We start from the raw sequence: 13,574 nt of genomic DNA, 5'->3' as shown, positions 1-13,574 counted from the left end.
GGGCAAATACAAAGTCTATTTGGTGACCATGCCGCTTACCCGCCCCGACCAAGAATTTGCCCCCTCCCCGGATATCATGCAGCGCTGGGCGAGCCGCCACATCGGCCGCCGTCTCACCCGCCATACCGCGCTTACCGAGCCCGACCGGGCCGCGGTCAAGAAAAGCCGGCGCTGGGTGATCCTGTGGGCGGCCATGGCGGGGATTATTTCGGGCACGCTGATTGGCGGCTCCGAGTGGTGGATGCGCCAGGTGCTGGTCAGCGATTGGGCGTCTTTATCGTTTCGCGAACAGCTGCCCTACTGGGCCGGCTACATGGTGTTTGCCGGCTTCGTAACGCTACTGGAAATCGGCTTTCTCTACTGGAACGCGCTGCGCGGCGTAGCACGGGTGAGCTACTTTGCCGGTTTGAACTACAGCAGCGAGTCGCCCCAGCCGCCAACGGTCGAGTTGACCCTCCAGGGGGTAGCGCGCGTGGCGCTGGAGTACCCAAGCCCGGGGAGTCTGATCTACGGCGTCGACCCGCACGCCTACCTGCACGGCTGGAAGCTGACCCTGCGCATGCTGCTTTATCGGCTCAAGGTCAGCATGAGCAGCTTTTTGCTGCGTATGGTCATGCGCCGCCTGCTGGGGCGCTTAACGCTGCGCGGGTTGCTGCCCATGTTGATGGCGCCGCTCTACGCGGTGTGGAACGCCTGGATCGCCGCGCGGGTCACCGAAGACGCCTACCTGCTCGCCTGCGGCCCGCGCCAAATCGAGCGCATCATGGAGCGCCTTGACGACGCCCCGGAACAAACGCGCAAGCTACTGGCCCAGGGCGTGGGCGAGATGATCATGCGCAACCAGCACCCCCACCCCAATCTGGTCCTGGCCCTGTCGCGCCTGTTGGCGACGCTACCGGATAAGCCCGATTCGCTGGAGGTGGACTGGCCCACCGCGCTTCGCGAGTACGCCGCGCTCGATGAGCAGCAGCGCACGCCGCTGCTGGAAAGCCTGACCCAAACGGTGCTTTTAAGCGGTGGCTATCGCGGCGCGCGCAAAAAGTTTCTGCAGGAAGTATTCGCCCACTGCCAAACGCCGCTGACCCGGGCGTTCATCGACGAACAGCAGCTCGACCCGTAACCCATCAGGGCGCTTTAAGCGCTTGGCGAAGCCGCGGGCTTAAAAGCTCGCCCAGAACGATCATCACCAGCAAAATGGCCAGCAGCCACGGCCAGTGCTGGGTGAACGTCACGCTATAAAGCGCTAGCTGGTCGGCAAAGATCACGAGTATGCCCAGCGGGCTTACGTAGCGCGCCATCAAAAGCCACAGCGCGTAGAGGCGCGGGTTCAAACCAAGCTCTTCGCGCATGACGGTATTTTTGAGCAAGAAGCCCGCAATGATCACGGTGCCCAGCCCACCCAGCGGCATCATCCAGCGCGAAGTCAGGTAGTCCAGCCAGTCGTAGAACGTCTTTCCCGCCAGCGTCCAGTCCGCGCCCAGGTTGAACGAGAGCATCGCCGCGGTGCTGATCAGCCAAAGCACGATACCGGTACTCACCGCCGCCGATAAACGCGAAAAGCCCTTGTTATCGCAAAGCCAGGAAATGGTGGCCTCCACCATCGAGATCGACGAGGTGAGCGCGGCCATGGAAAGCATCATGAAAAATAGCGCCCCGAACAGCGTCCCCAATGGCATTGCTTGAAAGGCGATGGGCAGGCTCATGAAAATCAGCCCCGGCCCACCGGCCGGGTCCATACCGTTGGCAAAAATCACCGGGAAGATGGCAAGCCCCGCCATGAGGGCCACGACAGTGTCCGCCAGCGCCACGCTCAACGTCGTGCGGCTGATGGAGGCGGTTTTGGGCAGATAGCTGCCGTAGGTCAAAATGGCGCCGGCGGCCAGCGAGAGCGTGAAGAACGCGTGGCCAAGCGCTGCCAGCATCGCGTCGCTGGAGAGGCTGCCGGCGTTGAACGAGAACAAAAACGCGAAGGCCTCATTAAAGCCGCCGGAGAAGGCGCCAAACCCGATCAATATCAGCAGCATGATCACCAGCCCCGGCATCATCCAGCGCACGCTCTTCTCGATGCCTTGCTGAACCCCGTTACCGACGATCACCATGGTGGCAAGTGTTACCAGCGTGCTCCAAAAGCCAAGGTTCCATGGGTTTTCATTGTTGGCGTCGAACACCGCTGCCAGCGCCTCGACGCTTTCCCCGTTCAACCCGCCGGAGAGCGTTTTCCAAAGATACGAGAACGACCAGCCCGCGACGACCACGTAAAACGACAGGATCATGAAGCCGCACAGCATGGACATCCAGCCAAAAAGCGACCAGAACGACGAGCGCCCGGACTCGTTCACCACCCGGCGAAAGGCATCGACGGGGCTCCCCTGGCCGCGCCGCCCAAAGGCGATCTCGGCCATCATCACCGGCACACCGACCGCCAAAATACAGACCAGATAGACCAGTACGAAAACACCACCGCCGTATTCGCCGGTCATGTAGGGGAACTTCCAGATATTGCCAAGCCCGACCGCCGAGCCGGTCGCGGCGAGCATAAAGCCCCAACGGCCTAACCACTGCGCGCGCGGTTGATCAGAAGACGCCATGCTTTTTCATCCTGTCCATGAAAAAAAGGCGTTATCCTGGAGGATTTTCCGCTAAAAGCCCAGGACTTTTACCGGCCAGGGCCTGGGGGCCCGGGCGTTAAGCCGCTGGGCGCCAGGCGCCTGGCGCTTTAAAACCACCGACATCACCTCGCCAGGGGCTTCTCGCCGTCAGGGCCATACGCGGTAACGGGTTAGCGCTAAAGCTCCACGCCCAGCAGCAAATAAGAGAGCGTCTTACCGTGACCATCGAGGTTCAAGGCGCCGTTGACGCCGCCCTGAAGCACATCGTCGATGACGAAATTCATACCCGCCAAATTCGGCAGCAAGTAGCGCTGGACACGGCTGGCGCCGCGATGGGCAAAGAGCGCGAGCACCCGCGCCTCGGTAAGCGCCTCGACCAGCCGCGCGTAATCCGCCGGCTGGTAGGCAAAAAGCGCGATGTTGAGCCGGTCGCCCTTGTCCCCGGCCCGGGCGTGCGCCAGTTGGTGAAGGGGCACGGTGTCGAGGCGTTGCGCCGGGGTCGTCTGGTCAACTTGCAGCATGGGCGACACCTTCTTGATGGTGAGATTGAAACAGCTCGGCGTAGTCGTGGATATCGCTACGTTTGACCAGATAAGAGGCGGTGAATACCCGGCGCTGGAACTGGCGTCGGACGCCGCCACCCCCCGCCGGGCCGGCGCAATAAAGCGCCAGAAGCTCCTGGGTGGCGCGGGCCACCCAGCGCCGTTCGGCGTGCTCCGCGGCCAGGCGAAGGCGGTAGTCGCCGCTTGAAGAGGCGGGGGCCGCCAGCCGCTGCAAGGCGCCGTCGTCGCTGTCGAACACGCTCGTAAGGCCGATGATGTCGAAGCGGGTACGAAGCTCCGCCGGCGCGCGAAACGCCAAGCGCTCGCGCAGGGTTTGGGCGGCTAGTTGGGCCCTGCCCAGCGCATTGGGCCCGGCGTAGGAGATCTCGGCTTCGCCCTGCCAGCCGCCTTCGTAGCACACGGTGGTTTTCAAGCGCTCCGGGGCGGGCTTGCCGCGAATGCCGCTGACCGCCACCCGATCCGGGCCGACCTGGCGAACCGTGGCGTTGGAAAGATCGACCACCACGTCCGGGGTCAAGTAATTCGCTGGGTCGTGGACTTCGTAAAGCAGCTGCTCCTTGACGGTCTGCTCGGTGACGCAGCCGCCGCTGCCCTCGGGCTTGGTGATCAGCAAGCGGCCATCTTCTTCCACCTCGATGATGGGGTAACCCACCGTGGCAAGCCCGGGCACCTCCTTGACGCCTGGGTCGGCAAAATAGCCGCCGCTGACCTGAGCGCCGCACTCGGCCAGGTGGCCGGCCATCATGCCGCAGGCCAGCCGGTCCCAGTCGTCCCAGCGCCATTTGAAATGGTGCATTAGCGGTGCCAGGAAAAGCGCCGGGTCCGCAACGCGCCCGGTCACGACGATGTCTGCCTCCAGCGACAGCGCCTCCACCAGCGCCCTGGCGCCCAGGTAGACGTTCGCGGAAATGAGCGCGCTCTGTTCGGGCAGCGTTTGGCGTTCGGCCTCCCACTGAGTCAGGTCGAGCGCGTGCAGCCGATCGCGAATGTCGTCGCCGTACACCTGGGCAATCGCGATATCCGGACAGCCCGCCTCCACTGCCAGGCGGCGGACCAGCTCGCACGCCCCTTTGGGGTTCGCCGCACCGAAGTTGCCCAGTATCTTGATACCGTGCTCGGCGCAGTCACGCAGAACCGGTGGCAAGAACTCCTCGATCAAAGGCTCGAACCCCTGGGCCGGGTCTTCACGCATGGCCCGGTGCGCCGCCGCCAGCGTGCGCTCGCCCAGGGTTTCAAAAGCCAGCGCCGCCGGCTGTTGGCGCTTGATCAGCTCCGCCACCACCGCCTCGGCGGCATCGGTACGATCACCCGAGAACCCTGCGCCACTTCCCAGTAGAAAACTCATGATGTGCTCCTTAAACAGCCGAGGCCGGCGGTGTTGGCGCCGCAGATGCAGTGTCGGACGCCAGCAACCGGCGCCGACGCAGAAACAGCGCCACGATGATCACCAGCGCACTGAGCGTGGTCAGCCACCCGGGTATCAGCGCAAGGCCGATCACCAGTGCAAGTGCCAGCGCATCCACCACGCGGTGGCCGGTCATCGCCACGCGGGACATGAGCGCGGCAAAGGCCACCACGAAGACCACGCCCTGAGAGCTCGCCAAAACGATATCCCAGGCCGAGCCAAACCCCGCCAACGCCGGGTAGATCAGCAGCAAAAAGGGAATGACGTAGATCGCGGCGGCCAGGCGCACCGCTTCGACCGCCGCGGGCAGCCAGTTGGTCCCGGCAATGCCCGAGGCGACGAATACCGCGATACACACCGGCGGCGTGATGACCGAAAGCGTGGCGAAGTAGAAAACGAACAGATGCGCGATGAGCGGCTCGACACCGATGGTGGTCAAGGCCGGCGCCAGCACCGAGGCCACCAGCACGTAGGCGGCGGTGGTGGGAATCCCCATCCCCAGAATCAAGCACACTCCGCCCACGATCAGCGCCACGAGAAAGAGCGACTCGCCCCCCACGTTGACGATCAAGCTGGCAAGCGTGACGCCGATACCGGTCATGCCGATCATGGCCACCAGAATCTGCGCGCCGGCAAGCAGTACACCGATGATCACCATGCCCTTGCCCGCATCGACCAGCCCGCCCAGCAGCTTGCCGGCGATCTCTTTGAGCGGCATCCGGGCAATCAAGGCAAAAGGCACGAAGGTCAGCACCGTCATCAGGATGCCGTAGAACGCCGACATCTGAATGGAGCGCCCGCTCAGCACCCCGTAAAAGAGCCCGCCCAGCGCCGCCAGAATGGGAATGATGCGCTCCATACGCAGTACGTCGGACCAGGGCGGCAGCTCATCTGCCGGCACCACTTTCAGCTCGCGGCGCTTGGCCACCAGATGAATCGTCAAGAACACACCCAGATAGAAAAGCACCGCCGGCAATAGCGCCGCCAGGGCGATGCGCAGGTAGCTCTCACCGATGATCTCGGACATGATGAATGCCGCCGCGCCCAGAATGGGCGGGGCAATCTGCCCACCGGTGGAGGCCACGGCCTCTACGCCCGCCGCAAAGGGGCGCGGATAATCGAGGCGCTTCATCATCGGAATGGTGAAGTTACCGGTGGTCGCCACGTTAGCCACGGCGCTGCCGCTCACCATGCCAAAAAGCCCCGAGGCGACGGTCGCCACCTTGGCGGCCCCGCCCGGCGAGCGCCCGCTGATACGCAGCGCCAGATCCATGAAGGTATTGCCGCCGCCGGTATGCAGCAGCAAACAGCCAAAGAGGACGAACGCGGCAATGGTCGTGGCGGCCACGCCAACCAGCATGCCCCACACGCCCAGATCCCCTAGGTAGATCGTCTCGGTCATGTAGTAAAGATCGAAACCGCGATGACCCAGCGGCCCCGGAATATAGGCGCCGAACCAGGCGTAGGCGAGCCCGGCGAGTACCAACAGAGGAAATATCCAGCCGATCGCCCGACGCGAAAGCTCCAGAATGGCGATGAGCAGCACCCCGGTAAGCGCCATGTCGCGCGGCGAGGCCCAGGGCAGCTCGACGAGTATCTGTTCGTGATTGAGCGCCACGTAGCCGCAGGCCAGCACCACGCCAATGGCAAGTAGCGCATCGATCAAAAGCCCCGCCGGGCGCCAGCGCTTGCCATCGCCCAGGGGGTAGACGGCAAGCCCAAGCAGGATGACCAGCGCGAGAAAGATACTGCGTTGAACCAGGCTCTCGAAGGGCCCGGTGGCGGAGGTAAAGAGGATCAAGCCCCCAAGCGAGAGGGCCAATCCTTTAACAAGAGCATCGCGCATGAACATCCTCACTGGTTAGCCGTTACTGCACGGGCTGCAAGGCATCGGGAATATCAAATCCCTGCTCTTCGAAATAGCGCGCCGCCCCCGCGTGAAGCGGAACCGTGCCGACTTCCAGGGTCATTTGCGCAATGTCCGCATCGCGCATGGCGGCGAACGCGTTGACCTGGGGTTCCGGGTTCTCCATTACCGCCTTGACGATCTGATAAGCGGTCTCTTCGTCCATATCGGGATGCGCGTGTACGGCTACACCGAACGCCCAGGTGGTGTAGCCGGGGATACCCTCAGCGGCGCCTTCGGGCACGTCGACGATGGCGATGTCCGGCATTTCATCGCGCAGCGTTTGCGCCTGCTCGTCGTCGAGGGAGAGCACGCTGATCGGCGTAAAGGTCGCGATATCCATGGTCGAGCCGTCCAAACGGTCGCCCACGCCGGATTTGACCGAGCCCATCACGCGACCATCTTTCATGGCATCGACGATGTCGGTGGTCGAGCCCCGCACGTAGTCCGGCGAGATGCCCAACGTTTCCATGACGGCCTCGGTGGTCTTTTCGGTGGCGGAGCCGGTGATCCCCGGGTTGAAGCGAACGCCGTCCAGCTCACCAAACGACGTGACGCCGGCATCTTCGCGCATGACCGCGTTTTGCGGCGATACGGTGTACACCCACAGCAAGCGGTTATCGACGGGGCGACCTTCGAAATCCTGCTCGCCGGCGTAGGCCTGATAGCCAATATTGGTGGTCACCAGCCCCATATCGATCTGGTTACGCCCCAGGCGGCGAAGGTTATCCACCGCGGCGCCGGTTTCCGCCACCGAGGAGCTGATGCCGTCGATCTGGTTGTTGATGATCTGGTTGACGGCGACGAAATAGCTGTAGTGGCTGGACGAGCTGGAGGTCGAGCCTATCAAGAGGCGTTCGTTGGCGTGGCTGGTGGCAGCAGCGAGCAAAGCCGTGCCTGCGATAACGGCGGTCAGTAGCGTTTTCATGTCAGCTCCCAGGCCCGGATGAATGAGCCTTTCTTGTTATCAGACGAAGGTATAAGTCCTTACATAACAACGCTTTTTTAAAAGCGATGCTTAACGATGGAAGTCAGACATGATTTTGTATATTAAATTGTTTTTATCTTTTGTTTAATTATTTAAAACGTCATGAAAAGACTTTCTAACCCGTTATGTGTGAAGGATTATTGGCGCCAACGGCCGTCTCAAAAGAGCATTAAAGATACTTTACATAAACTAAAGTATAGGCTTCGAAGGTATGCAAAAGTCCCGGGACTCTCCCCTTTAGCCTTCTTTAATACAATGAAAGGCATTCGATCTGTGTTTTAATTTCTAAATGACTACCAGCATCAAACAACTGCAAGTGTTCGTGGCGGTGGCCCAATCGCGTAGCTTTGCCGAGGCCAGCGAGCGCGTGCATCTTTCCCAACCCGCGATTTCCATTGCGCTGCGTAAACTCGAGGAGAACGTGGGCGGGGCGCTGTTTGCGCGTACCAGTCGCCAGCTGGCGTTGACGCCGGAGGGAGAGGCCTTTCTGCCAATCGCCCTGCGCCTACTTGGCGACTGGAACGAGGCATTCGAAGACCTGAGCCAGCACTTTTCGAAGCAGCGCGGCAAAGTGGCGGTCGCGGCTCTTCCTACTCTTGCCGCAGGGCTATTTCCCAAGGTCGTCAAGCGCTTTCACGAACGCTATCCGCGTATTAACTTGAACCTACACGACGTACTGGCGGATCAGATCAATCAGATGGTCCGGGAGGGCCGCGCGGACTTTGGCCTTTCCGTCAAACCTCAGGACTCGGACGACTTAACGTTTGAACCTATTCTGGTGGATCACTATATGGCGGTCTTTCCTGTCGACCACCCGCTTGGCAAACAGCAGCGTATCGAATGGGCGCAGTTGGGTAGCTATCCTTTTATAGGTATCAACCGACTTTCCAGCTCCCGTCAGGATATCGACCGCACAATGGAAGAGGTCAACGTGAAGCTCGATATACTCTGCGATGCAAGCCAGATTGCCACCGTGGGGAGAATGGTCGCCGCGGGGCTAGGCATTAGCGTGCTGCCCGCCTTGAGCTTTCGCCAAATAGCCGTGGAAGGCATCGATTACCGCCCTCTGTACAATCCCGAGACCCCGCGTGAGCTGGGTATCGTACTGAGCCGACGCCATCCGCTTTCTAGCGCAGCTCGAACGCTTTATGAAATGATTCACAGCGATAACGAGTTCGCCTAAACGCGACCGGCTTACGTTTTCAACAGAATGTGCCAGACTAACTAGCCTGGTAACGACAAGATGGAGAGTATTACATGAGTGATAGCGCCAAACCCTGGACGCAGCCAATGCCCGACGCGCAGTTCGATGTGATGCGCGACATTATCTCGGCCCCCAGCCCGGTCGGTCTGGAAGGCGCCATGACCTATGGCGTATTGAAACCCTACTTCGAGAGCTTTGCTCCCACGGACTGGAAACTCCACCAGTACCGGGGTAACGCCGGCGTGGTACTGGATACGCATCCGGGCCGCGACGACATGTTCAAGGTGATGCTGGTAGGCCACGCCGATAAAATCCGCATGCAGGTGCGCTCGATCGGCGAAGACGGCAAGATCTGGATCAATACCGACTCCTTTTTGCCCACCGTACTGATCGGCCACGAAGTGATTCTGTTCAGCGAAGACCCGGAGGCCCCGGGCAGCTATCGCCGTTTGGAAGGCGGCACCGTCGAGGCACTGGGCGCCATTCACTTTTCTGACCCCGGCGTTCGCAGTGGCGAAAAAGGCATCAAGAAAGAGCAGATCTACCTGGATTTGCAGATCCACGGCGAGAACAAGAAGCAGCAGGTGCTGAACCTGGGCGTGCGCCCGGGGGATTCGATCATCTTCAACCGTCCGATCAAGAAAGGCTTTAGCCCGGACACCTTCTACGGCGCCTACCTGGATAACGGCCTGGGCTGCTTTGTCACGGCGGAAGTGGCCAAACTCGTGGCCGAAGCCGGTGGCACGAACAACGTGCGCGTGATGTTTGCCATCGCAAGCTACGAAGAGATCGGCCGCTTTGGTAGCCGCGTGCTGGCCGGTGATCTCAAGCCCGATGCGTTGATCGGCATCGACGTGAACCACGACTACGTGGCCGCCCCGGGCATTGGCGACAAGCGTATGCAGGCGCTCGAGATGGGCAAAGGCTTCACCATGTCCGTGGGCTCGGTGGCCAGCGAACAGCTCAATCGGATCATCGCCGAAACCGCGCGCCAGCACGACATTCCCATGCAGCGCGATATGGTGGGTGTGGATACCGGCACCGACGGCATGGCAGGCGTGCTGGCGTCGATCGATAGCGCCGCGACCTCGATCGGCTTTCCCACGCGCAACATGCACACCATCTCGGAAACCGGCAACACCCAGGATGTGCTCGCCGCGATTCACGTCTTGGCCGAAGCCATCAAGTTGCTGGACAACGTCGACGATATCGAGCGGCTGTTTTACGACAACCACCCCCGGCTGGATCAGGCCAGCACCCTCGGCCACCAGGGCAGTGACAAACCCAAGGAAGACGACGAGAACGACGAAAAGAGGGACGCGAAGAAATAGCTTTCCCGCCCCGGCCACTGGCCGGGGTTTTTATTTTCCCCTTCCTTATGCGCGTTGTTGATCTGGTTTATTCACTCTCAGCGCCTATCCGCTGGATACTCGACCCGTTTTCTGCTCACACCAAAGGCGCGGATAGCACCGCGTGCCTGGCACTGGGCTGCCCCTGATTGCGACCAAAGTCTTAACCCCGCCACCAACGTTCAATAGACCAAGGTGGTAGGATTCACGCGTGAAAAACACCTCCGTTTGAGTCACTTGATATTTATTGGAGTCAGGTATGAGTGCGTTAACCCAAGAGTGGCGCCGCTGGGTGCCGCTGTTGGCGGGGCCGCTGCTGTTTGCGTTATTACAGTTTGCGATGCCCGCCACGCTGATCGATCCCATGCCACGCATCGTGCTGGGGCTGACGGTCTGGATGGCCGTTTGGTGGGTAACGGAACCGGTGCCGATTCCGGTGACCTCCTTTTTGCCCATGGTGTTGCTACCGCTAACCGGCGTAATGGCGATGGACGAAGCGGTGGTGGGCTACGCCAACCCGGTCATCTACATGTACATGGGCGGCTTTATTCTGGCGATCGCCATCGAGCGCTGGAACCTGCACCGGCGTATCGCGCTTTCCATCGTCAACCGTATCGGCAATAGCCTGCGCAGTATCGTCCTGGGCGTGTTGATCGCCTCGGCGTTTCTCTCCATGTGGATCTCCAACGCCGCCACGGCGTTGATGATGCTGCCCATCGCCGTGGCCCTGCTGGGGGAGCTTGACGAGCGCGACCAGTTCGAAAAGAACCAGCGCGATGCCTTTGCCCGTACGCTGCTGCTCACGGTGGCTTATGCCGCCTCGATCGGCGGGCTGGCGACGATTATCGGCTCGGTGCCCAACGCCATCGTCGTGGCGATGATTCCGCAGTTCTTCGATGTCGAAATCAGCTTCTTGCAGTGGATGATTTTCGCGCTACCGCTCACGCTGCTGCTGCTGGCCTTCTTGTACGTCTACCTCACACGGGTGTACTCAAAGGTGCCCAACACGCGTTTGGAGGTGAACTTCGTCGCCAAGGAGCTCGAGGCGCTTGGCCCGATCACCCGGGATGAAAAGCGCGTGCTGGGGGTGTTCGTGTTGACCGCCCTTGCCTGGGCACTGCGCGGCTGGCTGGCGCCCTTTTTCGATCTACCGCTCAACGATACGCTCATCGCGATCATCGCCGCGATTTCCCTGTTCATCATTCCCGCCCACAGCGAAAAGCGCAGCCTGCTCGTATGGGACGACATGAAAAATCTCCCCTGGGGGCTTTTCATTTTATGGGGCGGGGGCATGTCACTGGCGGCGGCGTTCAGCGCCAGCGACCTGACCGGCTGGATCAGCGAACAGCTTCAGTTGCTGGATGGCGTCAGCTACTTCTGGCTGCTGCTCTTCATGGTCCTGCTGATGCTCTTTTTGACCGAGATCATCTCGAACACCGCGACGGCGAACATGGCGATCCCCATTACCGCAGGGCTTGCCTCGGCGATTACCACCGGCAACCCGCTGGGGCTGATGATTGCCGTGGCGCTGGCCACGACCTGTGCCTTCATGATGCCGATCTCGACCCCGCCCAACGCGGCGGTCTTTTCGAGCGGGCGTATCTCGATCAAGCAGATGGCCAAGGCGGGCTTTGCCATGAATATCGTGAGCGCGTTCGTGATCACGGTGTTCGTCTATTTCATCGTACCGCTGTTACTGCCCTCGCCCCTTTAAAAGCATCGACCAAAAAAAGACCCGGCCTGTTGGCCGGGTGCTAGTACGAGCACGTCCTCCCTAAAAGCTTTCGCAACGTCCACTGTTGCGCGTCCCTGGTGTCGCAGGCCTCCTGCCCGCCTCTCCTGGCACCATCCCGGTGCTATCACCATCATGCCCACCCAATGTGTCACGCGTATGACCAAATAAATATTGGCCCTCCCCAACCGACACACTGGCCGCACGACTTGGCGCCCCTTAAGCCAAGCGTACCAGGGCTTTAGGGGCGAGCCTTTTACGCAGGCCCCTGCCTTGCTTACCAAAGCGGTATGAACACTCCGCTTGGCCAATTTGCGGCGCCTGTACATAAGGCCTGCTAGCTCGACCTCGCGCTTTCGAGGGCGCATAAAAAAGCCCCGGCCGTTAACGGCCGGGGCTTGATCGAATTCTCCCTAACTCTGCTACATAGACATCCTGTCTAAACATCCTTGTGCCCGTGAATGTCCGTATTCACTTGTCCTTCAAGCTTCTCCCTAAGCAGTGCGCACACCTTGAGGCCTATGCACTTTGAATGATCTATCCCAGGTTAACCAATTCGATAAACTGCCGGTTATTTGGGTCAAAGAGGAAATAAACCCTTGTCCAGGGGCGAATATTTCACTTTTCCTCTACCGGCATCATTTCGGTACTAGGCAGGTACAACAAAAATACAATTTTATCTTGTACACGTCTTGGCCCTGTTCTATAGTCTGTAGTGTTCGCGGTAAGGAAACCGCTTCGCGAAGGATCGCTCGTTCAGGAAGAACGATATCATTCAAGGAGTGAACGTACTCAGGATGAGTACTTAGCGTTCAAGGACGAAAAAAGCTCAAGGTAGAGCGTTAAAGTCTCAAGGAAATGAGAAGCTCAGGAAGAGCAGGCAAAACACACGGACGGTCCCCAGAGGCAACGAAAAAGCACCCTTTCAAAGGGTGCTTTTTCGTATCTATTGGTTGGGTGCGGCGGGTTGCCCCCCGTATGCTCACAACGGGGGCGACGGAAAACAACCGCGCCTGTTAGGCGTTATAGGGTCCCCTGGCAATGGTGGGCGTGCGCAACGCAGCGCTTTGCACTACGCTAAAGAAGTCTAACCACCTATCAGGAAAAGAAAATGCCCTCTACCACCGCCATCGTTGTTATCATCGTCATTATTGCCATACTGGGTATTGGTTTTAGCGGCGTGCTGCCTTTCTAAGCACCCCATACTACTCAGACGGGCTCACGGGCGCTTGGCGCCCGGCTTTCCATTGATGACACAGGAGCTCCCATGCCCTTACTCGATAGTTTTACCGTCGACCATACGATCATGAACGCCCCGGCGGTTCGCGTAGCGAAAACCATGAACTCCCCTTCCGGCGACACGATCACCGTGTTCGATCTGCGCTTTAACAAGCCCAACGCCGAGATGATGGGAGAAAAGGGTATTCACACGCTGGAGCACCTGTTTGCCGGCTTCATGCGCAATCACTTGAATGGTGACGGCGTCGAGATTATCGATATCTCTCCCATGGGGTGCCGTACGGGTTTCTACATGAGCCTTTTGGGTAGCCCTTCGGAAGAAAAGGTCAGCGACGCTTGGCTTGCCTCCATGCGCGACGTGCTCAATCTCGAGCGCATGGACGAGATTCCCGAACTCAACGAGTACCAGTGCGGCACTTACACCATGCACTCCCTCGATGACGCTAAAAGCATTGCCCAGGACATCGTCGATAAGGGTATTGGCGTCAACAAAAACGACGATATCGCGTTAAGCGCCGAGCGCCTGGCAGAACTGGGCAACGACGTAAAATAAGCAGCCCCGTACCACGAAAAAGCCCC

Annotated in this window: 10 protein-coding genes; 5 read left to right on the top strand and 5 right to left on the bottom strand. The window is 60.0% G+C overall.

Going from position 1 to position 13,574, the window contains the following annotated elements; genetic code table 11:
- Positions 1–28: 28 nt before the first annotated feature.
- Positions 29–1,120, top strand: a complete 1,092-nt coding sequence (locus ACWHVV_RS05765; RefSeq protein WP_447928492.1) for an LBF_2804 family protein — start codon at positions 29–31, stop codon at positions 1,118–1,120.
- A gap of 4 nt (positions 1,121–1,124) precedes the next feature.
- Here ACWHVV_RS05765 and ACWHVV_RS05760 read toward each other — a convergent pair whose 3' ends face one another.
- The 5 genes from ACWHVV_RS05760 to ACWHVV_RS05740 form a co-directional block, all read right to left on the bottom strand.
- A complete protein-coding gene (locus ACWHVV_RS05760; protein ID WP_447928491.1) occupies positions 1,125–2,588 on the bottom strand; it encodes a sodium-dependent transporter in 1,464 nt (487 codons plus the stop codon).
- A gap of 197 nt (positions 2,589–2,785) precedes the next feature.
- Complete coding sequence (locus tag ACWHVV_RS05755) at positions 2,786–3,130, bottom strand: AtuA-related protein (RefSeq protein WP_447928490.1); 345 nt, start codon at positions 3,128–3,130, stop codon at positions 2,786–2,788.
- Positions 3,117–4,517: an acyclic terpene utilization AtuA family protein gene (locus ACWHVV_RS05750; protein ID WP_447928489.1), complete on the bottom strand. Its 1,401-nt coding sequence runs from the start codon at positions 4,515–4,517 to the stop codon at positions 3,117–3,119. Before ACWHVV_RS05750 ends, ACWHVV_RS05755 begins: the two co-directional genes overlap by 14 nt.
- Positions 4,518–4,527: 10 nt before the next feature.
- A complete protein-coding gene (locus tag ACWHVV_RS05745) occupies positions 4,528–6,423 on the bottom strand; it encodes a TRAP transporter permease (RefSeq protein WP_447928488.1) in 1,896 nt (631 codons plus the stop codon).
- A 22-nt stretch (positions 6,424–6,445) separates the two neighbouring features.
- On the bottom strand, positions 6,446–7,411 hold the full coding sequence (locus tag ACWHVV_RS05740) for a TAXI family TRAP transporter solute-binding subunit (RefSeq protein WP_447555795.1): 966 nt from the start codon (positions 7,409–7,411) through the stop codon (positions 6,446–6,448).
- A 349-nt stretch (positions 7,412–7,760) separates the two neighbouring features.
- On the opposite strand from ACWHVV_RS05740, the gene ACWHVV_RS05735 reads away from it, so the two are divergent.
- The 4 genes from ACWHVV_RS05735 (at position 7,761) to luxS (ending at position 13,548) form a co-directional block, all read left to right on the top strand.
- Entirely contained in the window at positions 7,761–8,654 is an 894-nt protein-coding gene (locus ACWHVV_RS05735; protein ID WP_447928487.1) for a LysR substrate-binding domain-containing protein, read from the top strand.
- A 74-nt stretch (positions 8,655–8,728) separates the two neighbouring features.
- Complete coding sequence (locus tag ACWHVV_RS05730) at positions 8,729–10,006, top strand: M20/M25/M40 family metallo-hydrolase (protein ID WP_447928486.1); 1,278 nt, start codon at positions 8,729–8,731, stop codon at positions 10,004–10,006.
- Positions 10,007–10,283: 277 nt separating this feature from the next.
- A complete protein-coding gene (locus ACWHVV_RS05725; RefSeq protein ID WP_447928485.1) occupies positions 10,284–11,738 on the top strand; it encodes an SLC13 family permease in 1,455 nt (484 codons plus the stop codon).
- Between the two features lie 1,285 nt (positions 11,739–13,023).
- The gene (gene luxS / locus ACWHVV_RS05720) at positions 13,024–13,548 is read left to right on the top strand and encodes an S-ribosylhomocysteine lyase (protein WP_447928484.1); all 525 of its coding nucleotides are present in this window, start codon (positions 13,024–13,026) and stop codon (positions 13,546–13,548) included.
- Positions 13,549–13,574: the final 26 nt, after the last annotated feature.

This window comes from Vreelandella sp. EE27 (assembly GCF_968206495.1).
This window is presented reverse-complemented; position numbering and strand designations above follow the sequence as displayed.